This is a genomic window from Vibrio neonatus, assembly GCF_024346975.1.
GTDB classification, from domain to species: domain Bacteria; phylum Pseudomonadota; class Gammaproteobacteria; order Enterobacterales; family Vibrionaceae; genus Vibrio; species Vibrio neonatus.
The window spans coordinates 1,296,644-1,322,439 of the sequence record NZ_AP024885.1 but is presented as its reverse complement, the minus strand read 5'-3'; the positions used below and the strand labels follow the sequence as shown (position 1 = coordinate 1,322,439).

Below are 25,796 nucleotides of genomic sequence, written 5' to 3'. Positions count from 1 at the left end.
CCGAACCAAACGATACAAAACATGACATAAAAACATAGCACGCTCAAGCATTTGGTATTACTATTCGCTGCAAATAAATACTGGAAGCCTGCCGTGCATCGATACCAAAAAGAAGCCAAAAACCTTATCAAACTTGCCACACCAATTCTTATTGCCTCCATCGCCCAAACCGGCATGGGTGTCGTGGACACGATAATGGCCGGTGGCGTAAGTGCAACCGATATGGCGGCAGTCGCCATTGCTTCTAGTATTTGGTTACCATCAATATTGTTTGGCATCGGCATTTTAATGGCGCTTATTCCAATTGTCGCGCAGCTCAACGGACGCGGCCACCAGCATAAAATTGCCAATGAAATACAGCAAGGTGCCAGTTTAGCGATTTTGATTGGTTTCCCTATCGCCTTTGTCCTGCTACAAACCAGCACCATTTTGCGATTAATGGATGTCGATGCCACTATGGCTACCATTACCACAGGTTACATGCATGCCATGTTGCCTGCCGTTCCTGCTTTTTTGTTTTTCCAAACCTTACGCAGTTTTACCGATGGCATGTCATTAACCAAACCGGCCATGGTCATTGGTTTTTTGGGGCTACTCATCAATATTCCCCTTAACTACATCTTTGTATACGGAAAACTCGGTATGCCCTCCCTTGGCGGTATAGGCTGTGGCGTTGCCACTACCATTGTGTATTGGGTCATGTTCTCGTTCTTGCTGTTATACACCATGACCTCAAAGCGCCTTGCACACATTGGGCTATTTAAGCAATGGCACAAGCCCGTACTCAAAGCGCAATATCGTTTGTTTAAACTTGGTCTGCCAGTGGCTTTGGCTATCTTCTTTGAAGTGACGCTGTTTGCTGTGGTGGCGTTACTGATTTCTCCACTCGGCCCTGTAATGGTGGCCGCGCATCAAATCGCCATCAACGTATCTGGAATGGTGTTTATGATACCGATGAGTATTGGCGGCGCAGTCAGTATTCGAGTGGGACACAAACTCGGTGAAGAAGATATTGATGGCGCGAAAGTGGCTACCCATGTGGCGATTTTATTAGGCCTTGCCCTCGCTCTTGTAACCGCGATTCTGACCGTGGTATTTAGAGAGAATATCGCTGACCTGTACACCGACAACAGAGCCGTAACCACAATATCAGTGCAGTTACTTCTGCTTGCCGCTATTTACCAATTTAGTGACACAGTACAAGTGGTCGCCGCAGGTGCGTTACGCGGCTATAAAGACATGAAATCAATTTTCAATCGAACCTTTATCGCCTATTGGGTGATCGGCTTGCCATTAGGCTACGTACTGGGTTCAACCAACTGGATAGTCGAACCTATGGGCGCTCACGGCTACTGGTATGGTTTTATTGCCGGACTTACCGTTGCCGCAATATTGCTAGCTTCACGTATTCGATGGATGCACCGTCAAGCGCCTGAGGTTCAATTGAAGTTTGCTTCGCAGTAGTGAGAAAATTATCGTTTGCCCTTAATTGCTAAACTTAGCTAAGGGCAAACTGCTGGCTTAAAAAGTTGAACGGTAGATATAGGTATCTTCAATAAACATGCCGTTTATTGTGTTTCTAGAAAAACGAATTCCCGATAAATCATTATCAGTTTTAAGCGCATCATTTAGTACTTTTACTATCGAATCATTGGTATTTAAAACACTGATATCATTCAGTGAAATGACGCTTTCTGTCCCTTTCGCAAGTTGATTCGCCTCATTGATTTTCTTGTAATACTTACGAGGGCCTAGTGACTCAACTAAAGGAGATGCCACAATAAACTTCCATACGTGCTCTTCCGATAAGAACAGCCAAAACGCACTTTTCACGTCCGATGCACTCGCATCAAGACGATTGAGCAATTCAGCACCCGCTTCCATCATTGAATCGGTAAGCCTTTTCGTTACCAAAATGTCTTTAGCCATACCAATATTCCTGATTGCGGTTCGTTAATAGCGTTAAATAGATCAACTGCTTTATTTTCGCCAATAATACACTCATATCTTGCAGATTCAGACCAATCTTTTGCGACAGCCCAATTTAATTTAAAATCAAGATCCGTCTTCTCTTTTTCTGCAAGCCTTTGTTTTAACCCTGCAACACCAAGTAACTCCGTTAGGTTATGAGTATGACATTTATTTGCCAACTGTTTGTTTGGAAAGTCGTATTCCTTAACCTGTTTGTCGATACATACTTTTAAAGCACACTCTAGTGAATAGCCAACCAAATAATAAGCACCATGGAAGTTTCCAGAATCAAGTAACGCTTGAGCTTCCGAAAGCCTAATTTGCACTAGATTTTCTAAGTCTAATTTATTCATAACATTTGTTCATCGCTACCTTGATAATTTATATGGAAACCAAGAAAATCAACTCTTCACGAGAATATCTTAAGTCATTGATAAAAAACAACAAGTACGTACCTATAACTTGATAAGGTTAAACTAGTAATTTAAACACCTCACCTAAAACTCACTTCTCTCACGCATAAATCGTGCAAACTTAGGCACACCGTTTGCTGTTTTGTCGTTGTATCGATAGGTGATATTGGTGCCTACTTTCGGTGGATTACGTCGGTGTGCATCGGTAAGGCCGCTGCCTATGTAAAAACGCACTCCTTGGGGTGACTCTACATGCAATGCACCGACTAGGTGTTGATATTTACCTTTGCCTTGCTTGTAACCTATCACTCGCGCTTCGGCATCTTGATGAAGTTTAATTTTGTAAAGCGCTTCACTGCGCCCTGCGATATAAACCGAATGCTTGTTTCGAACCATCAGCCCTTCGCCGCCCAATTTAACCACCTTTTGTAGTGCTTCGCCTAAAGATTGATAGGAACGAAATGGGCGCTGCTCGGCAACAATCACTTGCGTATGTGTTTGAGCAACATTGGATTTCCATTGCAACAGAGAGTCGTGACGTTTTGCGTATGAGGTCAGTACATCTGGTCTATCAAACAATACAAAACTAATCTTTGACCATGCCTTTTCATTAGCTTTTGCATCTAAAACCGTTTGTTGCACCAAAGCAAAGCCGCCTCTTCCAGCCCAAAGCTCGCCTTCTACTGCAAACGGGGGCATCTGACTTATAAAAGATTCTGGTGCATTGATGCTTGAACCATTACGCGTAATTAACTCTTTTCCGTTCCAAAGCGCACGAATACCATCGAGTTTTTCACTGACTAGATGTTGTTCTGATAATGCTTGTCCTTGGTACACACTCGCAAGCATTAAGTTGTCAGCTAACGCGCTATGGCTCGGTATAGCAACACACGGTATAGCAGCACACGACAATGCCATCAAAGAAACTGAATTTAACGGATTAACCACGCTCATCCTTGCAACCTCCTGCTTTAATTTATCCTGCTATTAGCTTATAAAAGCCGCAGAATAAGGGGCATGAGCTTACTCAGTTTGCGAAACACCTCGATATAAAATTTTGAATGAAGTAAGGATGCGTAAGGCCAAGTGAATCGGATCTCACTTTGTCATACCTTTCTAATCTTTCAGATTGGGCGCTAGATTAAGGGGATTTTAATGCGCTTTAGGGCGTAAATCGGAAGCAAAAAAAAAAGACCCTAGTAATACTAGAGCCTTTGCTGTTCATAAGATGTGCTATCTAATCACCATAGCTATATGCTTATAGAAATGTATTGTGCTTATAAGAAGTTCGCATCCGTTTTTTGTTGCTTAAAGTTTTCAATGTTCGCAAGCGTTGTTGAAGCAATGCTGCTCAATGCGTCTCTAGTCAAAAAGGCTTGGTGACCGGTAAATAGTACGTTGTGACAAGAAGACAAACGACGGAACACATCATCGACAATAACGTCATTCGATTTATCGTGGAAGAACAGTTCTTTCTCACTTTCGTACACATCCAAGCCTAGCGCACCGATACGTCCAGCTTTTAGTGCATCGATGGCAGCCATAGAATCGACAAGTTCACCACGACTGGTGTTAATGATCATGACGCCGTCTTTCATTTTACCAAAGGCGGTTGCATCTAAAAGGTGATAATTTTCAGGTGTCATGGGACAGTGTAGAGAGATCACATCAGACTGTTGAATAAGAGTATCTAGATCGCAATACGTTGCACCCGCTTCAACCACAAAATCATTTGGGTATGGGTCGTAACAAAGTACGTTCATTCCTAAGCCTTTAAGGATACGAATAGTCGCGCAACCAATTTTACCGGTTCCGATAATGCCCGCTGTGCGTCCAAAAAAGTTAAAGCCAACTAAGCCCTCAAGAGAGAAGTTTGCGTCACGTGTACGTTGGTAAGCTTTATGAAAACGACGGTTTAAGGTCATCATCAAACCCACTGCGTGCTCAGCGATGGCTTCCGGAGAATATCCTGGAACGCGCGCTACTTGAATACCCAGTTCTTTTGCAGCATCAAGATCAACGTTGTTAAAGCCTGCGCAACGCATAGCAATCATTTTAACGTCTCTTGCCGCTAGCTCTTCTAAAACTGGTCGAGATAAGTCATCGTTCACAAACGCACACACTACTTCACAGCCTTTTGCCATTTTGGCAGTCTGTTCGTTAAGTAAGAAATCATAAAAATGATACTGCACATCGTAGTCAGACTTCCCTTGCTCAAACGCGTCTTGGTCATATGACTTTGTACTAAAAAAGGCAATGTTGATCATCTTTGTTCCTTATAAATTAAGAGCGGTATTCTTTATTCACGAATTCAATTTGAATAGGTCAAATTAAACTCAAAAAGAGAGGTTTATCACGTTATCTTACTGAAGATCGTGGCAGCATTGCATGATTAAATTTCTTAACCATTGGTGAGCGGAATCGCTCTCTAACATACTAGTCCATAACATTCGATAACTTACGGGCTTTAAATCAAATGGTAAAGGCTGTGACTGTAAAGCGTATCGCTGAGCTAACTGCTCGGCAAAAATAGATGTACATACCAGCATCATGTTTGAATGTTGCGCTAAAAGAGCTGCGCTATGAAAATCAGGCACTTTAGCTTTGTCTTTTAACCTTCGCCCTTGATCCGCCGCTACCCTATCTAATAACCAAAACTCACTTTCTTCAACGTATATTCGCACTAAATCAGTTTGCAAAAATGACTCAATATTCCATTGCGTTTTAGGTATATGATTCTTCTTACCTATAAGGCAGATATGCCGATCGCGATAAAGCTCAAGATTTGGCTGATCCTGCAGACCATAAATAGAGTTTGAGGCTTGCGCCCGCAAGTCTGTATCTTTTGCACTAATCAGTAAGTCCAACTCCCCTTGATTTAATAAGTTCAAACTGTGCTTTGTTTTCGGCACTATGCTCAATTGCATACCGGGAGCACGCTTAGCCAGTAACGGCATCAGGCGCGGAATGATCACCGGAAATGCCGTTTCGCAAATGCTTATCGTAAAATTACGCTCATCTTGGTAGGGATCAAACGTCTCAGGCAATAGCATAGTATGTGAGTCTCGTAACCACTGACGTAGTGGCTGCTCCAATTTACTGGCTCGCACAGTGGGTGTTAACCCTCTTCCCGTTCTGATAAATAAAGGATCGTTAAGCACTTCACCTAACTGCTCTCTAAGGCGCGTTAATTGCTTACTCACCGCTGACTGACTAAGATTTAGCCTAGTGGCGGCGCGACTGACACTGCCATCTTCTAGCAGAATCAACATCAACCGTAATAGATTAAGGTCAATATGGTCTAGCTTCATACAATATTCCATTAAGGAAACTCTAAGATGACAATAATTCAATATTATTCATATCTCAAGATTGATAAGCTTTGCGCCAACACCTAATCACGACAGCTAAAATGAACACTAAGCCTCCTATCTACCTGTTTTTGCTACTTATCATAGTCAGCCCAATGGGGATTGATATTTATCTTCCCGCTTTTCCGCAAATAGCGGATAGTCTGCACACTCCCCTTAGTCATATCCAAGTCACCATTACCTTGTTTCTTGCCGCTTTAGGTATTGGGCAGTTAATAGCAGGACCACTGGCGGATAGATACGGCCGTAAGCCACTGATTATGGTTGGGTTGATGCTGTACATTGCCAGCTCTACCGTGGCGGCACTCTCACAACAAATAGAAATGCTGTGGTTATCACGCATATTTCAGGGTCTAGGCACTTGCGCGGTATCGGTGAGCGTCATGTCTGGCGTAAGAGACAGTTACTCTAGCGAACGAACCGCCTCTATTTATAGCTATATCAACGGCGTTATCTGCGTGATCCCCGCATTAGCACCTTTTGTTGGTGGATGGCTCAGCGAAACATGGAACTGGCGAGCGACCTTTTATTTCATGACTGGCTACGCGCTATTAATTGGGCTTATTTCATTCTGGCGATTACCTGAAACACGACCAGAGAACACGGTTTACAGCGAAAAATTGATTAATTGGGCGCAATATAAGCCCATATTGCACAACAGTATTTTTCAGTTCAATACTGGCCTTGTCATGCTCGCGATGGCGATCATCATCGCCTTTGTCAGTATTGCACCGATTCGATTAATGGTTGAACTGGGCTTAGACTCCACCACTTTTTCTATTTGGTTTGGCAGTAACGCCATCATCAATATACTCGCTTCCTTTATTGCGCCCATCGTCATCAGAAAACTGGGCAAAACCAAAGCCCTACAACTTGCTATTACAATGTGCAGTTGCGCCGCACTGCTGATTGTATTACTCAGCCACATCGCTCACCCATTTGCATTTATGGGACCGATTTTTGTCGCAAGCACAGGTTTTTGTCTGATTTTAGGCATTTGTTGTAGCTCAGCATTAGCGCCATTTTCTAAGCGAGCTGGTACTGCCGCATCACTACTGGGCTTTTTCCAAATGGCAGGCGCATCAGCACTGGTAGGTTTGGTCAATTTATTGCCAATGGCTTCACTACACATCATGGCTATCGTTATGGCGCTCCCTTTAGCATGGTTCATTTTTTATAAAAAAGACGTTACTTTGAAGGTTTATGATAAGTAACGTCTGTTTATAAAAAGAGAGCTAAACCATTAGGTTAGAAAAACACTCGCCCTCGCACACCAACCACCAGCGCTGTATCTTCACTAGATAGCGCTGGATTATTGATAAATTGCACATCAGGGGTGAGCTGAAAATGATCGCCAAACTGCATGTTGTAATAGATCTCAGCGGTAAACTGATCTTTATTGTCAAAAACATCATTAGTTTCTGACCAGTTGACCGCTACTCCTAAGTTATTTTTAGCGCTGCCCAAGCCAAAATAGCCCACACCTGCGGAAATCGATTTGTTGTATAGGGCAACATCCCCACTAGAAACCCCACCACGAACAAACGGCATAATGTCTGGGGTAATAAAAGTGCTATAAGAAAAATTAACCCCTTGCCCTGACTCGCCACCGACTACTTCGCCATTAGGCAGTACTGATGACGATAAGCTATGACGAGAGCCTTCATCCATATGCCATAACGTAACGTGGAAGTTCTCGGTATAGATCTGATTTTGAGAAGCAGTCCAACCCAGTTCTAAAGTGCTAAACAGTGCGTAGTCGTTAAACAAAGTATCAAAACCATTAAAAATTTCATCCGACTGACCTTTAGCATCGGCGACACCCGCGACGATATAAAAGTTATCCGTCAACATATGACCGGCTGATAATGCCAATATACCGTCATCAGGCAAACCCATTGCGCCTGCACCAGTACTAAATGCAAGGTTAGTGAAGCCCGTCCAAGGACTTGCCAACGCATAGGTGTCCACATAGTTGGTTACATCCTGCCAACCAATAATTACGCTACTTCTTCCGCCATTAAATTGCTGCTTCCAGTTAAGGTCAGTGACGCGAAAGCCTTGATCGCTATAAGCTGGCGCTATCATGCCAAGGTAGCCAATATTATCGGCTTTGGGATTAAACGTGGTCCCTGAAAAGTCTTTAGGTGGCGTACTGCTATAGCCATGACGATGCTCAAACTTCCATACTAAGCTGCCGGTGTTGCCACTGTCCTTGCCAATTAAACTCCACTGACCATAGACACGCGCTACCCCAGAGGCGGAAGATGCATCACCGCCACCAGTGGCGTCATCGCTATACAGACCAAGCGAAAAATAATCTGCGCCAAAAACAAAACCATGTTCGGCTAATCCCTCGCGCCAATCTTTTTGATCTTCCTTTTGCGTTGCAATCGTGTTTTCTACCGAATCTGGCCCTTCAAAATTGGCCGAGTTAGCCAATACTGAAGATGAAGAAACTAATGCCACCACAGATAAGCACGTTCGAGATAAACTCGGAGTTAACGTCATGTTTCACCTTGATTTTTTAGTTGATATCCATTCACTGTATCTAAAATGTAGATGCTAAATAGTCATTTTGCGACATCCACTAAAATCAATGTTCCACCGAATAAATTTTGGCTTACATTACTGAGTTTAATCATCGAAACCTTTTTTAAATACTTTAGTATTTCCTAACCGAAAGCTGCCGAAATCGCTTCTAACTTAGCCGAATCAGCCCCATCTCGATTACAAAAACAGCAAACAGTTCACAAAGCGAGGATTTGTGCTTGAACCCAACCGCGCTTATCGCTAACATCAATCTCGTTCAAGAAGATGGGTCCGTAGCTCAGTTGGTTAGAGTACTACCTTGACATGGTAGGGGTCGGCGATTCGAATTCGCCCGGACCCACCATCCTCTTGCATTAACATGCAAATTGCACCACAAAATTTGGGTCCGTAGCTCAGTTGGTTAGAGTACCGCCTTGACATGGCGGGGGTCGGCGATTCGAGTTCGCCCGGACCCACCAAATTTACAAAAACGCCAAGCATTTTGCTTGGCGTTTTTGTTTTTAGCCTACGTGAAAGATGACTTTGCTCACCACTACTGCCACACTCCCTTTCCTTAATTAGAAAAGGTGAACAGCCACCTATACACCTTTCATGTTTATACCTAATTTAATCGATTAAAATCATTTGCATAATTAAAAGAAATCTTTGTTTTTATTTTTAATATGCATCCTTCTAATTGAATTGAGTTCAGCGAATCGTCACTAACCAAATCAATTATCAATATATAATCGAGTTAAACATGAAAAAAATCATCTTAGCGGTCGCTCTCTCCTCGATATCTTCATTCGCCTTAGCTTCTGATCCTAGTTCTACTAGCACTGATAATAGCCAGTTTGCCAATACAAGTTTTAACATCGGCTATGCTCAATTAACAGCTCCAGAGCTTCGAGATGCAGGCTTTAAAGGTAAGTTTGGTGGCTTATCACTGAATGTAAAAAGTCAAATTAATGACTACGTTGCTTTTCGTAGTACCTTTGAATATATGCGCCTATCTGAAGATGCAGTGAGTATCTACAATTACTCGACTAGTACACTTAAATCAACGACTGTTCGTGGGGGCGGTGCTTTTCTTATTGGCACCACTTTTTATGATGATTCTTTGACTCTGCGTCCTTATGTTGTCGCAGGTATCGGCTATCAAAGCATTTCAAGTTCCGCTTTTGGTTATAGCAGTTCTGATGGTACTCCGTACGGCCAACTTGGTCTTGGCGTTGAAGTTCAAATCAGCCATGCAGTTTTAAACCTTGCTTATACAAAAGATGGCTATACCGATGATGACTTTGATAATACTAGTACTATCGAAGCCACTATTGGCTATAAGTTCTAAGTGTTTAACGGTTTAATCCTGATAAGCTCACTACCCTTATAAAGATGTTCTCACAAAAAAATGCCCGCATTCTGATGCGGGCGTTTTTTAAGTGAAATCTAAAAATCTTTGAGCAACCCAACCGGACTTCTCTTTATATTTGATTTTTACCCAATTATTGCGGCTAGAGTCGATGGTGATCGTGTCACCTTTATTTAGCTGAAACACTACTGCGCCAGTTTGTGGTGCATTGCGCACGTTTAACTTAATTGCCGTAACATGCGCGTAAATCGCATTCTCTGCCGCTGTTAAATAATGAGATGCTACCCATCCTCGCGTATTGTTGTAGCTAATTTCAGACCACGAGCCTTGAGTTTTATTGACCAAAACAATGCTATCTTGCCCTACTTGACCAACAACGCCTGCTTTTGCGTTGGGGTTAGAGCGAATATTCAATAATTGCGCATTTACTGTTTGAGGCTTTGTGGCGGCTTGCTTTGTTTGACTTGCTTCTGCTTGGGTTGGTGCTGTTTGAGATTGTCGCGCAATGGCGCTGCGTACTAAGTCATTTCTATCTATATTCGCTTGTTCATTTGAATCGCTCATAACAAAGACACAAGTAAACAGCATTAGCGGTACAGTGATCAAGGCTCGTAAACCAGTACGATGAAACCAAAGATCCTCTCTTTCAGAGCGGCTGATGAGCAAGGCAATCACTAACACACAGAAATCGAAAATTTTGTATATCGCAACGAAAAGCCACCCAAGGGCTTTGAAGCACAATACGACTATTTTATACAGTGCATAAAACATGAAGCCAAATAAGGCCATGCCTAGCAAGTCTCCAATAAAACTGCTCTCTGAATCACAATCCATCAATTTACCCTAGCACTAAGCCAAAACACCAAACGAAACCATAAACAAAAATTCGACAACAACGGTAGTGTATCAAAACCAAGATAATACCTTAATCGCAGATAGTGCTCTTATCATTTTATGCCGCTTTTGGGTTCGATGTACCCAGCACTAACGGATTCAACTAATCGATGCGTGCGATTTATACGCTTTGCTGAGCCGTTTCTGCTTCTATTTCGCCATCTAAGGGTGGCCATGGTCTGTGCTGCTCTGAATCAACCCACTCTTTTACCCACATTGGAAGCTCAGCAAATGGATTGGCTTGTCCCATAGATTCCAGTGCGGTCACTGGGCTCACAATACCTTGTTTGGAGGTAATACCCGCTCGAATCAACACGGAAGAACTTGGTTCTCCTTTCACCCACATGGATTGCTCTACATACAACCATTTGTCATCAAAACCAACACATTGAGTGTGCATGGTGATTTTATTTAAAAGATGTACACGCTTGCGATAACGCACAGAACTGCCTGCGACGACTAACGCCCATTTGTTGCGCGCTAGTACTTTCATTAATCCACAACGGATACCTAAGTTGGTTCTTCCCAAATCATAGAGAGTCAGCACGCGGCCATTATTTAACTCATTGAAAATATCTAAATCCCAAGGATGGCAATAAAACTCAGTCGTGCTTTTACCTGCGATAGTCAGTGGTGGCTGTTTCTTGGCTTGCCAAGTGACTTTCGCAAGGCGAAATAGTGGGTACATGTACGTCTCTCCCTAAACAGTGGCATGCAGAATCCGATCCTAGATTCAATGTTCCTAAATTCAGTTGGTGCAAAAAAGTGGTCAGATGAGTGTAGACGTAAAAACTGCAAATCACGAATTTAGCGTGCTTACTGCTGTTTATAGAGGGCTTATTAGGGCTTTATTAGTTGTTCATACACAAACCGCCCAATCACCCTATAAAGTGATTGAGCGGTTTAATGGTAATTCTTTGAAAAATCGCCAGTTACGCTTAAATACAAGCTAACCTTGCCATTCAAACAATCGATAAATGAGTTCCTTTGCGCTTCAATGTTATCCAGCGCTCGTACAGCGTGCTCAATTGCAGCGAGGAATCTTGCTCACTCATTACGCTTAGCACATTGTCTATGTTTAATTGCTTGCCCACTTCATAGATTTTTTGAAAATCAGCAGGGCTGATTTGTGACTCTCCACTGTTAAGCATGGCTAAGCCCAACGGTTTACCGCTAAACTCAGGAAAAATGCTATCCAGTCTTAAGCATGCATAAGTCACATGCGGGTAATCTTTAAATTCGCGATAACGTTTTTGATTGGCATCCAACAAGCGACTAATGTGCACGTACTCGTCACCAACATCAAAATCCAGCTCTAGTTTGTCAATAAACGATAGCGCGCCATCAGTGGCATCCAGTCCTAACGCTTCAAGTGCACCTAACTGCCCTCTGCGGCAGAGTATTTGCGCCACTTTACTATCCACATTGCAGTGACGACAAATCAGCGCCAATAAAATCGGACGTTGATATAAAAATTCTAGTGCGGTGGGTTCATTAGCAGCAAGCCACAACATTTGGTATTGGTATTCGGGAAAAGGTTGGGTGATCTCTAGCAGTTTGGCGGGGATTTGTTCGCGCCAACCTGTGGAATCAAACTCTCTGAGGATATCAAAGCCCATACCTAAACCGCCCTCAAGCGGCGTAAGCGTGTCATCGACCACGCGAAAACCATCTAACTTATCCTCCCAAGATTTAATCAATAAATCGAAGTCAAAGCCAAACTTGGTCATTGGGATGCGTAGTGCACTCATAACTGTCTTCCCTGAATTTATAAATGAGACAGTTTGATGGTATACGTTGTGCTAAGAAAAGTAAGGTTTTGTAGAGATTTTCTGACAATTTAACGCGGTTATATACATTTCACAATTAAATTTGCATTCGCTGATGCAAATCAAAAATAGCCCTATCGCAGACTGTGATGAAGCGATGGCAGGGCTATATTCATAGTGTTGGTAATAAAAAAATAGATTAAGACTCAGACCAGTTAAACTTACTATCGTCTATCCCTTCACTGGCTTCTTTCGCTCGCTCTCTGCGTTCAAGCTCTGCTGCGCGCGCGGCATCAATTTCTTGCATGATCATGTCAATATCCGCCGCCGTTTCCACTTCCTGATATGTGCCACTTAGCTCACTGTCAGGCTTTAGCTCACCCTTTTCAAACAGTGACCAAATTTCTTTGGCGTATTCTGTCTGGGCAAGTTGCGGGGCAAACTGCGCATAATAATCACGAATGTTATTAATATCGCGCGTAAGCATCCATTCAGCGTTGTTATTAGCAGCTGCGTCCACCGCTTGCGGTAAATCGATAATCACTGGCCCGTATTCATCAACTAGCACATTAAATTCTGATAAATCGCCGTGAATCAAACCTGCGCATAGCATTTTCACCACGTAGCTCATCATTACTAGATGATCTTCAATGGCTTGCTCTTCTGACATCAACACATCGTTTAGGCGAGGCGCGACATAGCCTTCGTCGTCTGTGACGAGCTCCATCAACAGCACGCCATCAAAACAGCCAAAGGGCTGCGGCACTCTTACGCCTGCGGCCGCCAGTTTATACAGCGCATCCACTTCGGCGTTTTGCCACACTTTTTCTTGTTGATCGCGACCAAAACCCGAGCCTTTCTCCATCGCTCTGGCGCGACGACTGTTGCGCACCTTACGACCTTCACGATAGGCAGCGGCTTTTTTAAAGCTACGTTGGCTGATTTCCTTGTACACCTTGGCACAACGAATCGTTTCGCCACAGCGCACAATGTACACTGACGCTTCTTTGCCACTCATTAACTGGCTTTTCACCTCGTCGACTAAACCATCGTCAACTAAAGGCTGTATTCTCTTAGGTATCTTCATGGCGCCTTTATACAGCAGTTATGTTACATATGACATATTAACCTTGATATAAAAGTTAGAACTGCTGTATTTGCCCTTCCTTGTGCGCTTGTTTATACACTTACTTTACGCTGCAAACTCACGCTCAAGGGCACTGACCCCAAGCCCGCTACGTTTAGACACTTTGATTTGTAATGGAATGCGCTCTTTCATCGCTTCAACGTGGCTGATCACACCGATCATTTTGCCAGATGCGTTCAAATTATCTAGCGCATCAAGCGCCATATCTAAGGTTTCGGCGTCTAATGTGCCAAAACCTTCATCCAAGAATAAAGAATCAATACTGGTTTTGTGGCTGACTAAATCCGATAACGCCAGTGCCAACGCCAGACTGACTAAGAAGCTTTCGCCGCCAGATAAGGTTTTGGTATCGCGCTCGCTATCGCCTTGCCAGGTATCAATCACTTGTAGAGATAAACCATCATCGGATTTGCGTTGTAACTCATAGCGGCCGTGAAAACGAGTTAAGTGTTTATTAGCCAAATACACCAGATTCTCAAGGGTTAAACCTTGTGCAAACTTTCTGAATTTATCGCCTTTGGCTGAGCCCACCAGCGAATTAAGGTGTGAAATGTCGCTAAACTCTTGTTCAAAGGCGTCAATTTCAGCGATAAGATCTTTTAGTCGCTCTCGATTGCTCTGATCGCTAATCAGCTGTTGCGATAACTCACCTTGCCTTTTTAACGTCTGCTCCACTGCCGCACTAAGCTCAGCAATGACGGACTCAATTTCGGCTTGTGAAAGAGTAGTCCATTGTTCATTTTCTAATGCGGCTTGCTCAAATTGCCCCTGATGTGAGGCTAAAGATGACTGCGCGCTATTAAGTAACGTCTTAGCGTTTTCAAGGGCGTGATTACTGCGCTCAATTTCATCCGCCAGCGTATCCCTTTCTTGCTCTGACAAGAGCGCATTTTTAAATTCGCTTACATCAACAAATGGGCTTTGCTCAAGTTGACTCTGCCAAATCTCACTTTTGTTTTTAACGTCTGCCGTTAGCTGAGTATGCTGTACTTTCATGGTATCTAGTTGCCCAGAAAGTTTCGTTACCCTCTCTAAAGCGCTATCACGCGCTGTGCGAGCCTGACTGCAAGCCAACTCACACGCATCGAGCTGTAGGCGCATTTTCTCCGACTCTTCACTGCTAGACTTATCGCCAAATAAAACACGTCTTTGCGTTTCATCCTCGCTCAGCTGTGATTGCATTTGCTGTAAGCGAGCTTGTTCATTGCTTGCCGAAACCGTGTTGGTTTGTATTGATTCAAGTACGGCATCGATTTGCGTTTGCAGTTGAGCTTGCAACTGCTCAGCTGAACGGGTTTGCTCAAGCGTTTGATTCCATAGGCTTAGGTCGCGATGCTTTTGCTCAAACCAGTCGTTTGCATGCGCATTTGCTTGTTCATTTGCTTTTTCATTTGTGGAGTCATTTACGTACAGATTGGCAAAATCAAAACCGGCTTCTTGAATTTCATTGGTTAGCTGCTCCGTGTATAACGCGCTCGCCTCATGCCACTGTGTGAACTCTTGGCTTGCCGCATCTGATTTACTGTCAATTAAAGTTAATGCACTTTGCTCGCCATCAAGAGCGCGCCTAACATCGGCCAATGCACTTTGCTGTGTATGCAGTGTCTGTTTGGCTTGGTCTGTGTTTTTTTGCAGTGCGACTAGCGCATTAAGCTGTTGATTAATCGCGTTTTGTTGCGCTTTATTATGCTCCATTAACTGCGTGACCGCTTGCTCATCACCCAAATCAATTGCTAGACCTAATGATTTGGTAAAGCTCTGCCAACGCTGTTCTAGCTCAGCGCATTTGTTGATTAGCCGCTGCTCTTGTTCAGCGCTGTGTTGCAAGTGACTGCTTAAAGTATTTAGCTGAGTCTCTTGCTGCTTATAGTCATTGTTAAGATCAGTAGCGCGAGATTGAGCCTGCGTTAAGCGTTGACCGAGCGCGAGCACATCATTATCGGCATTGTCTTTACTTACTAATGCAGGATGATCAATAGAGCCACACAGCGGACACGCCTGATGATCATTAAGCTGGGCGCGATATTTAGCCAATTCACTTTCTTGGGCTAACAGCTTATTAATGTCAGTAATGCTTTGCTCACACAAAGTAAGCTCGCGACGAAGCTGTGATACTTTTTGTGTTTGTGCATCAAGTTTTAACCGCTGATCAGCAATCGAACTAACAAGCTGTGCACGCTCTTTTACCGTGTCTGAATACAGGCTATTGCCTTGCTCTAATTTCAGATAGTTAGGGTGATTATTTTGCAATGCCTGCAACTGAGTCAAAAGAGACGACTCATCACCTTGTTTTAGTAATTCATCAAGTTGCTGCTGCGCGGTATTAAACGTCTGCTCAAAAGTGTCTAATTCTTTGATTAACTGTTGTTCTTGAGTCTTTTTCTGACTTAACACAGTACGTTTATCATTACTTTGTATCGTCAGTTGCTTGGCAAGTCGTTCTGCTTGATCTGCCTTTTGGCTCGCCTCCACACGCTGCTGATGCTTTTGTTGCCACAAAGCCAGTTTGCTTTGCAAAATAGCATCGCTGGCATTGACTTTTAAATACGTCTGACCTTTTTCAAGTGACTGCTGAGCCGCTTGTCTTTCACTCTCTAGCTTGCCTTTTCTATCGTTTAGCTGTTTAACTGCGCTGTCTACTTGCTTTGTTTTTTGTTGTTGCTGGACAAGAGATTTTCGCAGCTCTTGCAGTCGGGTATCAATGGGCACCACTTGTTGCTGGATCAACTGGCGAAGCGATGTTTGCGCAGTTCTTGCCTGTTGTAGCGTGTGCTCTGAGCTCTGCACTGCGGCCTGCAACGGTTGCAGCGCGTCTTGCTGTAAAGCAAGTTGTGTTGTTTGCGTTTGCAGCTGCTCAGTAATACGGGTTTGCTCAAGTTGCGCACTGTTCCATAACTCATAGTCCGCGCGCATTCGCTCGGCAGGTTGACTGCGTTGCAGTTTCTCTCGCTGTGGTTGCAGTGCGTTGTGCGCGACAGTTGCTACCTCTAACGCGTTTTGTTGCACTGTCACGTTTTGTTGTAGCTTATTTTTCTCAAGCCACCACTGCTGCTGCTGTTGATGCAAAGTTAATAGCTTCTGCTGCTTGTCGCTACTCTCGGTCAGGTGTTTTGATTGAGCGTGTAATTCTTCAAGTTGTTCTGGAGATAATAGTGCAACACCATCGGCTCTGGCGTGTAATTGATCGAGCGCGATCTTCGCTTGGCTATAACTTTGGTGGACACGCTCAGAGATCAAACCGTACACCTCAGTGCCGGTTAACTCTTCAAGCAATTCAGCGCGGTCATTTGCATTGGCGTTTAAAAAGGCCGCAAACTGCCCTTGTGACAGCATCATAGATTTAGTGAAGCGCGCAAAATCTAAACCGGTAATGCTATTCACCTGATCTAATTTGGTTTTCACCTTGTCGGCAATAATTGTCCCCGACTCCACCTCAGCCAATTCAACCGTAGCGGGTTGTAAGTTGCCGTCGGCCTTATTGCGAGACCGGCGCATACTCCAATGTGCGCGATATGCCTTACCTTTGACTTCAAACTCCACTTCCGCACTACAACTGGCGCAGCCTCGGGTCATGATTTCATTATTGCTGGTGGAGATACCCCCAAGACGCGGGGTTTCATGATAAATGGCTAAACAAATGGCATCTAAAATGGTGGTTTTTCCGGCTCCTGTCGGGCCAGTAATGGCAAATAAACCGCTTTCAACAAAGGCATCTGAGGTGAAATCTATGTGCCATTTGCCTTTTAATGAGTTTAAATTTTCAAAGGTGAGACGCAGTATTTTCATTTGCTTTCCTGCTGCACTTCAAGCGCGATTTGTTGAAATTTACCTGTCATGCGTTTGGCGCGTGCTTGATCTTTTTCATCAGCAAAATCTTCAATATCTAAACGCTTTTTAAATACTTCCATCGGGGTTAATTCCGATAAGGTTTCTGATTTTTGTTGCGACAAGGTGCGCTGTTTTTGCTTACGAGAGCGGCGCAATTGCAATACTTCAATATTGCGCTCACCAATCAACTTTTGCACCGCTTGCTGTAAATCACTCAGATAATCTTGCACTTCAACTTCAATAGACAGCCATACACTTTGATCGTCAGGGATCACTAACTGATTGATTTGCTGTTCTAGGCTGGCAAGATCGCCTTTCAAGCTATACATAGCTTGAAAACTGAGTACGGCTTTACTTTCAATGTTGCTTAATTTGTCTAAGGTAAATTCTACTAGCAGCACTTGTTTTTCTGATTTAAGTTCATCAAAGCTAAGGAAAATAGGTGAACCGCTATATCGAATGTGTTCAGTTTTTGCCACTTTTTGTGGTCGATGAATATGCCCTAGCGCAATGTAGTCCGCCGGTGGAAAACCGTCTGCGGCAAAACCGTCTAACGAGCCAATATAAATATCTCGCACCGACTCTGACTGGCTGACACCTAGTGCAGTCAAATGCCCAGTGGCAATGATCGGCACTTGCAAGCCTTGTGCTTGACGAAGCTGTAGTGCTTGTTGATACAAGCTAGCGTAGTGCCCTTTGATTGCCTCACCTAACGCCTTTTGTTTGTCTGCACCTGACTCACCAGCAGTACTTTTCAACACATCTCTTGGGCGAATAAAAGGCACCGCACACAAAATTGCGCCAGTTGTTCCTTGCGCGTTTTTTAGCTCTAAAATAGTGTCATCTTCACTGGCACTGGCGACTACTTGGGTGTGCAATTGCTTTAACAATTGTTTGGATTCATTGAGCATGGCAACAGAATCATGGTTGCCACCAAGCACCACCAATTGACAGTTCAAGCTATGCATCTGCACCACAAAGTGGTTGTACAATTCACGGGCGTAACTAGGCGGCGTGCCCGTATCGAATACGTCGCCAGCGATAATCACGCAATCGACTTGCTCCGACTGAACGGTTTCAAGTAACCATTTAATAAACTGTTGATGCTCAAAAAGACGAGTTTTGGTGAAGAAGTTTTGGCCAAGATGCCAATCAGAGGTGTGCAATATTTTCATTAAGACCAACGAGTAAGAGTGGTTTAAGTGCCAGATGTCCTTATCAGGGCCGATAGCAACAAACGTAACTGAGACTTAAATACGGGCTGAAAAATACAAGTTCTAAGTACGATTGCAGTATTGGCTAATTTTAGATAATAAATGACCCGCTAACGCTTCTCAATCGTTAATCGATTCCCTACAGGTTACATGCCACAAAAACGCACAATATAGAAAAGCCCCCAAATACCTCAGTATTTGGGGGCTGTAAATTTTGTTATTTCAGGCTTAAAACGAGCGGTTATTTGAACTTGTAACCGACATCAAGCATGAATTGATTTGCTTTCAAATCACCAGAGAATTGCTCTGAGTAACCTAGATTTGTCACCACATGTTGACCAAATTGAGTTTCGAGACCCAATGCGCCAACCATACCGTTGTCATGATCTTTTTGAGAAGCAATTTCCAGTGTATCCCACGCCCAACCTGCTGTTAGGTAAGGTTTAATAGTAATACTTTGCGTTGCGTGAAACGGGTAATCAACACCGATGTTTGCTTGATAACGTTCTAAGTCATATTTAGTAAAGGTGACTGCACTAAAGTTTTGACCTGAAACTGTTGGAGCTTCATTATCACTAGTCGTATGAGACCAACGGAAATCTGTAAATAAATAATCTTTTAGTGAAGGTACTAAAAAGCCGCGAGAGTAAGCAGAGTAACCATTTAGAGTATGGCCTTGCACATTGCTGTCACTGGCGTAACCCCCACCAATCGTGATACCAGAGAAAAAGCCAGCCTCAGAACTTGTTGTATTCGCTTCGCTTGCACTTGCATAGCCCGCTACTAACGCAACACCTAAAATAGCCCACTTGAAATTTTTCATTGTGATTTCTCCTATAACTTCAATGCAAAAAAGTATACGACCGAAATCACACTTAAAAAGCGAACAGTGTCATTGCCACAGTTCCACTTTTATTTCCTCGACACATATAAAACTGGTTGAATTAAGGTAACCCCTTATAGGGCGAGCCTTCGTGGATTCTGTCCTTTGTCATATGATGACATATGCTCAAACATTGCTTTCAATATTGACGATATAGCAAGCTGTGTAAGCCTTTCACAAGCTATACAGAATGGCGTTTCTCGCATTTTAGTCACACGACTGTTCCCTTCCGTTTGTCTACATTTGCCTTTATATAAAGGGCTTACGTAAAAATGTCGATTTCTAGAGAGCAAATCTCAGCATAAGTCTGAGACCTTCCCCTCTATTTCGCAAAAGTTGCTCAATTTAAAACCAGAACTAAATTGCACGGACTCTTCCTCTTTTTATTAACGTTCGTTTCATATAGTTCAACCATCAATAGAATATAAGGAACACTATGAAAAAGTTAACGTTAGGTCTACTTGTAGCAAGCAGCCTGTTTGGTTGTGCCTCTACTGCGATTATGGTTAAGTCAGACGCAGTCAATGCACAGCCAGTTCTTCCTGTCACTGTTGACGGTAAATTTGGCGGCTTCGGCGACGAAGGTTCATTTAAAGTAGCTGAACAATATAGTGGTCACTTTACTCGTGATTCATCAAAATCTAGCTGGTTTGGTGTTGTTGGTTCAAGCAAAGGCGGCATGATGGCTGAGCTTGATAGCAAAACAGATAAACACTGGAAACTTCAATGTACTGGTGAACAGTCTAACCTAAGCTTGGGCGGCATTGATTTTTCAGGTAGCCAACCATTCAAATGTGATATCACAGAAGACGGAAAAGCCGTAGGTTCTTACGAAATCACTGAAGAACACAGCTTAATGGGCGCAAGCAAAGAAGAAGGCTTTGTAAGCGTAGACGGCGTTAAAATTCAACTTGCTGCGGTTAAAAAAGCGCAAGGTTCTGCATTTGAAGCCGGTGAGCCTCTAGGTTACAGCTTCAAAATTGACGGAAAAGAAGTGGCTGCAACACAAGCTAATGGTTCAATCAGCATTCAAATGCTTCCTGAGCTAACTGAAGCGCAACGTGACACTATCGTAGTAGGTAGTATCGCAAGTGCGTTGAGCTGGAGACCAAAGAACGATTAATCGTTAGTAAATAACGCGATAAATCAGTTCCGGCAATACAAGATGTGTTGACCTTAATAATAGATGAACTATTGTTTAATAGTTCATCTTTTTTGTTCACCTTAAGTTAGTAATAATGACCGAAAAAACCAGTAGCACTATCCATCTGAACCGTCTTAAACAACTGGATCGATTTTTCGGCACAGAATCTACCGTCGTAGATAGCCAAACATTGGCGCAAGTTATGTCGTGTTCGACACGAAATGTCGCGAAAACCATGAAAAACCTGCGAGAGTTAGGTTGGATAGATTGGATACCCGGTCGTGGACGCGGCATTAAAACTCAGCTGCAAGTGAAACGCTCTTTTCATGAAGTGTTGTGTGATGTGATCAAAGATTACGTCGCCAAGGGAGAGCTTAACGAAGCCTCTCGTTACGCAGATATATTTCAGTACCAAACTGTATTTAAACAGCATCTTCCTGATTGGATAGCGGAGCTATCCAGTGGTAGCGACCGCTCTGATGAACTGGTTTCACTGGTACCGTATACCCTGCCCCTTTGTCACCCTATGTATATGCAAGATCGTCACGCAGGCATGTATGTGACGGTGCTATTTGATACCTTAATAAAATTTGATGATGCCACACAAACCTTTCAACCACATCTTGCGCATCAATTTTACCAAGAAGGCTTGACCTATTATTTTCGCATTCGTCCCGATGTGTATTTTCACAATGGCGTATTGCTATCACCAGAGCATGTTAAATCGTCATTACTTGCGCATACTGAAGAATCTGTTTTAGCCAATGAGCTTTATCAATGCATCAAAGAGATTGAGATTGACATGCAGTGGGTCTCGATCACCTTACACTATGATGATCCTATTTTTTTGCATACCTTAGCCGATATTCATGCTGCCATATTTTTAGAAAATCCAAGTGAGCCTGAATATCCATACGGCAGTGGGCCTTATTACTGGGGAAATCGCAAAACTGATCACTGGAGTTTGCAAAAGAACACCCAGTATTTTGCTCAGCACGGCATTCTACGCAAAGCCGATTTTTGGCATGTGATCAGAACTAATAAAACCTCTATCGGCCATTTGTTTGAATACGAAGAGCTTGATACTAAGTCCCAAGCACAAGAAGGCATTCACACCTCTCAACTTGGCACTAAGAGCTTATGTTTGAGCCACAGACTGGACAACAACAGCCGTAATGCCATTGCGCGTGTTTGCCGTCAGGTATTGCTCAGTCACTACCAAGAAACGCATCATCTGTGTTGTTACCTATTCCAACCCAGCAAAACGCCACTTTGTATTATCGACAATGACTCAGAGTTAAAAGTTGCCCTGCCACATTCCATCAAGATCTTGGCGCACAATCACCAAGATTTTCACCATATGTGGCATCGTTTCACAGAACTTGGGGTGCAAATTGAGTATGTTGAAGAACTCAGTAAAGCTGAATTGTGGATCAATGATTTCCTTGTCGGCCAAGATTCGATATTAGATCATTACTACTGGATGCTATTGAGTGAGCCTGCAGTGAATTTACTGACACCTTTTAAACGTCAGCAATGGCAGTCTGAGGTGCAAAAAAGTGACAATATTCAAGATATATTGGCGCAACTAGAACGCCGCTATATAGAGCAAAACAGAATTGTCCCACTTTGGACAAAATCCATTTCATTCAAAAGCCATCAAAGCCTAAGAGGCACAGATGTCAACGGCTTAGGCTTCATGAACCTCTCTACAATTTGGTTCGATCACCGAACATAATTATTGCGGGGTCAGGTCTTGAAATTTGCATCGCCTTTGGCGATGCAAATTTCAAGACCTGACCCCATCCCATCACAAGCAAAGGATTGTTTCCATGACACAAAATCTACGTAATCAATGCGACACCATTCTTTATGGTCACCGCGATCCAACGCCGGCCGAAATGTACGCACAAATGGCAACATGGTGTGAAGAAAACAACATTGAGCACGATGTTTATGGCACGGGAGAGCTGATTCAGAGCTTTGAACAGAAAGTGGCCAAGCTATTAGGTTATGAAGCGGGATTGTTTGTCATGACTGGCACCCTTGCGCAAGTCACTGCATTGGATCTTGTTTGTCGAAGCAAACGCAACCCATTAGTGGGCATGCATGAAAGCAGCCATATCGTGCGCCATGAAAATCAAAACTACCAACTGCAACAACGCTTTACTGTTGCTCCGCTGGGTAATCGATACCAACCTTGGACTGTTGACGACCTTGAAAACTGCCCAGATGAATTAGCCGCGGTATTGTACGAATTGCCAATGCGCGAAATTGGTGGACAACTGCTTGAGTGGCAAGAGCTAGAAAAAATTAAGAATCATTGCCAAAACAACAACATTCACCTACATATGGATGGCGCAAGACTTTGGGAGTCCGCCGCTTACTATCAAAAACCTTATCACGAAATTAGCGCAGGTTTTGATACCGCTTACGTCTCTTTATACAAAGGACTGGGTGGATTAGGCGGCGCAATCTTGCTTGGCGATCAAGCATTTATTAAACGAGCGAGTCGCTGGATGCAGCGACAAGGGGGCAATGTAATTCACCGTAGCCCTTATGTTGTCTCAGCAGCCATGCAATTTGACCAAAGACTGGCACAAATGCCCGCGTTATTTGAACGCACTAAACAGCTGTACTCTTTGATTGCTCGCTATCCAAAATTCACTTTAAGCCCAAGCCAACCACAAGCAAATATGCTGCATCTGATCTTGCCGTTTGATCAAAAAACAGCGCTACAAATACGCGACGACTTGGCAATAGAAGAAAAAGTTTGGCTAGGTTTCCCACAAGTCACCGGACATCCAAACCAAACACTGGTCGAAATCTACGTAGGCGACACCCTACTAAACCTAACCGACCAACGCATACTCTCCATTTTAGATTGGTTAAACGCGAAAGCGTAGCAATTGCGGGGTCAGGTCTTGAAATTTGCATACCGCTTGCGGCATGCAAATTTCAAGACCTGACCCCGCACTACCTAGAACGGGATATCGTCGTAATCGTCTGAGTTTGGTGTGAACTGACCTTGGTTACTAGAAGTGTTTTGTTGTGGTTGGTTTGGTGAGTGTTGACTTGATTCGCCTTGCTGGCGAGAGCCCAACATTTGCATTGTGCCGTTGAAGCCTTGTACCACAATTTCAGTTGTGTAACGTTCTTGGCCCGATTTGTCTTGCCATTTACGAGTTTGCAACTGACCTTCAATATACACTTGTGAGCCTTTTCGCAGGTGATTTCCAGCAATTTCAGCTAGTTTTCCCATTACCGAAATGCGGTGCCACTCGGTTTTTTCGCGTTGCTGACCAGTAGCTTTGTCTTGCCAAGTTTCAGAGGTTGCTACAGTAAAGTTAGCGACAGCATTGCCATTAGCAAAGTGTCTTAGCTCTGGGTCTGTACCTAGATTACCTAAAATGATGACTTTATTTACGCCGCGTGATGCCATTTTGATTCCTTAAACGTTTCATTTACCCAATATGGGTGACTGCTACCGCTTCATAGACAATAGCTTTTAGTATAGTGCTGGTTACATTTTGCCATTGCAGTTCTTATTACAACGCTTAACCTTGCTTATGCTCAATCACAGTAAAATCAGGGCTTGGCGTGTGATACTCAAGCTCTAAATTAGCTTTTTCTACCAACTCGCTCGGCAATTCACGGGTCACGGCAACCCCTAGTTCTTTAAACTCGGACGCTTGTTTGATTAAATTGCCTTTACCCGTATGTAACTGCCCCAACGCTCGGTCATAAGTCTCTTTGGCTTTATCAAGTTGCTTGCCGACACCTTCCATAGAGTTCAAAAAAGTATTCAGCTTGGTGTAAAACTTCTCGGCGCGGTTAGCCAATTCAGCGGTGTGTTTGTTTTGCTCTTCAAAGCGCCACAACTGACGAACTATGTTTAAACTGGTCAGTAGCGTGGTCGGTGTTGCCACTAAAATATTTTTCTCCAATGCCGATTGGAACAGGTTGGGATCGGCTTTCAGCGCTTCAACATAAGCCGATTCAATTGGAATAAACATCACCACCACTTCCGGTGAGTTAATACCGGGCAATTTACTGTATTCCTTGGCCGATAGCTCATTAATACGATCGCGTACTGCGCTGGCATGTTCACGCAGTGCGATTTCTCGCTCTGCCACATCTTCCGAATTCACATATCTTGTATAAGCGTTCAGTGATGTTTTGGCATCAATAACCAAATGCTTCTTCTGCGGAAGGTAAACAATGGCATCGGGTCTAAAGCGCCCTTCTTCGCTATCTATACTCACTTCACGTTTGTAATCTGTGCCTAATCTAAGCCCTGAGTTGTCCAATACATTTTCTAGCATCAACTCACCCCAGTTGCCCTGCACTTTCTTCTCGCCTTTTAAAGCAGTAGTCAGTTTATCGGCTTGGTCGGTGATCTCGCGGTTGAGCTTTTGTAGGTTCTGCAATTCAGTGCGAAGCTGAACACGCTGTTCACTTTCTTTGCTGTGAATATCTTCAACTTTATTTTTAAAGCCTCTAAGCTCTTGATGAATCGGATTTAAAATTGAGCTCATGCTCTCAGTATTTAGCTCTTTAAACGCCTTTCCTTTACGCTCTAGAATCTCATTGGCTAAACGTTCAAACTCTTTACTTAGTTCTTGTTTATTCTCTTTTAACAGCTCAATTTGCGCTTTGAAATGCACCTCTTTAGTATCCATTTCGGTATGCAGTTCAGCAATTTTTCCGCTTGCGATCGAGTACTTCTCATTGAGCTCTTTCAGTTCGTTATTCAGGGCTAACGCACGCTCACTTTGCGCCAGTAGCTGTTCGTGTTTCGCTTTTAAACTTGCGCTTGCCGAGCTTTCCGCGACTTGGGCTTGCCCTAGAGCTTGCGTAGCTTGACGCAGCATATGCTCTTTTTCGGTTAACTGCTTACGATAAGAATGCTCTGACACGCGCAGTGCCTGCATTTCTGAGCCCAGTTGTGCACAGCGCACTTCCAAATCGCCATTTTCTTCTTGTGCTTGTTGCAACTTTTGCTGATACGCCTTGGCAAATTCGGTTTGGTTTGCCAGTTCAGCATTGGCAAGCTCAAGCTCCAATTTCAGCTGTGCTTGCGTGCGATTAGCCAGCCAATACGATATTGCGCAGGCAATCACTAACACTAAGCCAAATATCACGTACGTTAAGTTCATGGTGTTTCCTTGAATCAAAGAGCTATGCTGAGCATAAACTGAATACTTTGTTCTATTATGCCTGACATAGAGACAAAAAGTGTCCCTTAATGTACAATTATT

At 43.5% G+C, this 25,796-nt stretch carries 22 protein-coding genes and 2 tRNA genes; 9 read left to right on the top strand and 15 right to left on the bottom strand.

Annotation, left to right across the window (positions count from 1 at the left end; genetic code table 11):
* Positions 1-51 precede the first annotated feature (51 nt).
* A complete protein-coding gene (locus OCU38_RS06155) occupies positions 52-1,464 on the top strand; it encodes an MATE family efflux transporter (protein WP_261824181.1) in 1,413 nt (470 codons plus the stop codon).
* Between the two features lie 57 nt (positions 1,465-1,521).
* On the opposite strand, the gene OCU38_RS06150 is transcribed toward OCU38_RS06155, so the two are convergent.
* From OCU38_RS06150 to OCU38_RS06130, 5 genes are all read right to left on the bottom strand, one after another.
* Positions 1,522-1,929 carry a hypothetical protein gene (locus OCU38_RS06150; protein WP_261824180.1) on the bottom strand — a complete coding sequence of 136 codons (408 nt, stop codon included), beginning with the start codon at positions 1,927-1,929 and terminating at the stop codon, positions 1,522-1,524.
* The gene (locus OCU38_RS06145; protein WP_261824179.1) at positions 1,908-2,324 is read right to left on the bottom strand and encodes a hypothetical protein; all 417 of its coding nucleotides are present in this window, start codon (positions 2,322-2,324) and stop codon (positions 1,908-1,910) included. Before OCU38_RS06145 ends, OCU38_RS06150 begins: the two co-directional genes overlap by 22 nt.
* Positions 2,325-2,468: 144 nt before the next feature.
* Positions 2,469-3,338: a DNA ligase gene (locus tag OCU38_RS06140; RefSeq protein ID WP_261824178.1), complete on the bottom strand. Its 870-nt coding sequence runs from the start codon at positions 3,336-3,338 to the stop codon at positions 2,469-2,471.
* Between the two features lie 323 nt (positions 3,339-3,661).
* Entirely contained in the window at positions 3,662-4,651 is a 990-nt protein-coding gene (locus OCU38_RS06135) for a 2-hydroxyacid dehydrogenase (protein ID WP_261824177.1), read from the bottom strand.
* A 96-nt stretch (positions 4,652-4,747) separates the two neighbouring features.
* Positions 4,748-5,695 carry a LysR family transcriptional regulator gene (locus OCU38_RS06130; RefSeq protein ID WP_261824176.1) on the bottom strand — a complete coding sequence of 316 codons (948 nt, stop codon included), beginning with the start codon at positions 5,693-5,695 and terminating at the stop codon, positions 4,748-4,750.
* A gap of 101 nt (positions 5,696-5,796) precedes the next feature.
* Here OCU38_RS06130 and OCU38_RS06125 point away from each other — a divergent pair, with 101 nt between their 5' ends.
* Complete coding sequence (locus tag OCU38_RS06125) at positions 5,797-6,969, top strand: multidrug effflux MFS transporter (protein ID WP_261824175.1); 1,173 nt, start codon at positions 5,797-5,799, stop codon at positions 6,967-6,969.
* A gap of 34 nt (positions 6,970-7,003) precedes the next feature.
* Here the strand turns inward: OCU38_RS06125 and OCU38_RS06120 are convergent, their stop codons facing one another.
* On the bottom strand, positions 7,004-8,266 hold the full coding sequence (locus OCU38_RS06120; protein ID WP_261824174.1) for a carbohydrate porin: 1,263 nt from the start codon (positions 8,264-8,266) through the stop codon (positions 7,004-7,006).
* A gap of 308 nt (positions 8,267-8,574) precedes the next feature.
* Here OCU38_RS06120 and OCU38_RS06115 point away from each other — a divergent pair.
* The 3 genes from OCU38_RS06115 (at position 8,575) to OCU38_RS06105 (ending at position 9,635) form a co-directional block, all read left to right on the top strand.
* Positions 8,575-8,651, top strand: a tRNA-Val gene (locus tag OCU38_RS06115).
* 38 nt (positions 8,652-8,689) lie between these two features.
* A tRNA-Val gene (locus OCU38_RS06110) sits at positions 8,690-8,766 on the top strand.
* 281 nt (positions 8,767-9,047) lie between these two features.
* Complete coding sequence (locus OCU38_RS06105; protein ID WP_261824173.1) at positions 9,048-9,635, top strand: porin family protein; 588 nt, start codon at positions 9,048-9,050, stop codon at positions 9,633-9,635.
* 87 nt (positions 9,636-9,722) lie between these two features.
* Here the strand turns inward: OCU38_RS06105 and OCU38_RS06100 are convergent, their stop codons facing one another.
* Positions 9,723-10,490 carry an SH3 domain-containing protein gene (locus tag OCU38_RS06100; protein WP_261824172.1) on the bottom strand — a complete coding sequence of 256 codons (768 nt, stop codon included), beginning with the start codon at positions 10,488-10,490 and terminating at the stop codon, positions 9,723-9,725.
* A 181-nt stretch (positions 10,491-10,671) separates the two neighbouring features.
* A complete protein-coding gene (locus OCU38_RS06095) occupies positions 10,672-11,238 on the bottom strand; it encodes an acyl-CoA thioesterase (protein WP_261824171.1) in 567 nt (188 codons plus the stop codon).
* Positions 11,239-11,323: 85 nt separating this feature from the next.
* On the opposite strand from OCU38_RS06095, the gene OCU38_RS06090 reads away from it, so the two are divergent.
* On the top strand, positions 11,324-11,503 hold the full coding sequence (locus OCU38_RS06090; RefSeq protein WP_261824170.1) for a hypothetical protein: 180 nt from the start codon (positions 11,324-11,326) through the stop codon (positions 11,501-11,503).
* 9 nt (positions 11,504-11,512) lie between these two features.
* Here the strand turns inward: OCU38_RS06090 and OCU38_RS06085 are convergent, their stop codons facing one another.
* From OCU38_RS06085 to OCU38_RS06065, 5 genes are all read right to left on the bottom strand, one after another.
* The gene (locus tag OCU38_RS06085; protein WP_261824169.1) at positions 11,513-12,301 is read right to left on the bottom strand and encodes a hypothetical protein; all 789 of its coding nucleotides are present in this window, start codon (positions 12,299-12,301) and stop codon (positions 11,513-11,515) included.
* Positions 12,302-12,518: 217 nt separating this feature from the next.
* Complete coding sequence (locus OCU38_RS06080) at positions 12,519-13,406, bottom strand: PA4780 family RIO1-like protein kinase (RefSeq protein WP_261824168.1); 888 nt, start codon at positions 13,404-13,406, stop codon at positions 12,519-12,521.
* Positions 13,407-13,511: 105 nt separating this feature from the next.
* A complete protein-coding gene (locus OCU38_RS06075; RefSeq protein ID WP_261824167.1) occupies positions 13,512-17,252 on the bottom strand; it encodes an AAA family ATPase in 3,741 nt (1,246 codons plus the stop codon).
* Positions 17,249-18,469, bottom strand: a complete 1,221-nt coding sequence (gene sbcD, locus OCU38_RS06070; RefSeq protein ID WP_261824166.1) for an exonuclease subunit SbcD — start codon at positions 18,467-18,469, stop codon at positions 17,249-17,251. Before sbcD ends, OCU38_RS06075 begins: the two co-directional genes overlap by 4 nt.
* A 280-nt stretch (positions 18,470-18,749) precedes the next feature.
* Positions 18,750-19,331: an outer membrane beta-barrel protein gene (locus OCU38_RS06065; protein ID WP_261824165.1), complete on the bottom strand. Its 582-nt coding sequence runs from the start codon at positions 19,329-19,331 to the stop codon at positions 18,750-18,752.
* Between the two features lie 496 nt (positions 19,332-19,827).
* Between OCU38_RS06065 and OCU38_RS06060 the strand changes: the two genes are divergently transcribed.
* From OCU38_RS06060 to OCU38_RS06050, 3 genes are all read left to right on the top strand, one after another.
* Positions 19,828-20,514, top strand: coding sequence for a VV20781 family protein (locus OCU38_RS06060; protein ID WP_261824164.1), 687 nt, complete (start codon positions 19,828-19,830; stop codon positions 20,512-20,514).
* Between the two features lie 115 nt (positions 20,515-20,629).
* Positions 20,630-22,273 carry an SgrR family transcriptional regulator gene (locus OCU38_RS06055; RefSeq protein ID WP_261824163.1) on the top strand — a complete coding sequence of 548 codons (1,644 nt, stop codon included), beginning with the start codon at positions 20,630-20,632 and terminating at the stop codon, positions 22,271-22,273.
* A 94-nt stretch (positions 22,274-22,367) separates the two neighbouring features.
* Positions 22,368-23,441: a threonine aldolase family protein gene (locus OCU38_RS06050; protein ID WP_261824162.1), complete on the top strand. Its 1,074-nt coding sequence runs from the start codon at positions 22,368-22,370 to the stop codon at positions 23,439-23,441.
* A 74-nt stretch (positions 23,442-23,515) separates the two neighbouring features.
* Here OCU38_RS06050 and ssb read toward each other — a convergent pair whose 3' ends face one another.
* On the bottom strand, positions 23,516-23,977 hold the full coding sequence (gene ssb, locus OCU38_RS06045; RefSeq protein ID WP_261824161.1) for a single-stranded DNA-binding protein: 462 nt from the start codon (positions 23,975-23,977) through the stop codon (positions 23,516-23,518).
* Between the two features lie 115 nt (positions 23,978-24,092).
* Positions 24,093-25,694, bottom strand: coding sequence for a DNA recombination protein RmuC (gene rmuC, locus OCU38_RS06040; RefSeq protein WP_261824160.1), 1,602 nt, complete (start codon positions 25,692-25,694; stop codon positions 24,093-24,095).
* Between the last annotated feature and the right edge of the window lie 102 nt (positions 25,695-25,796).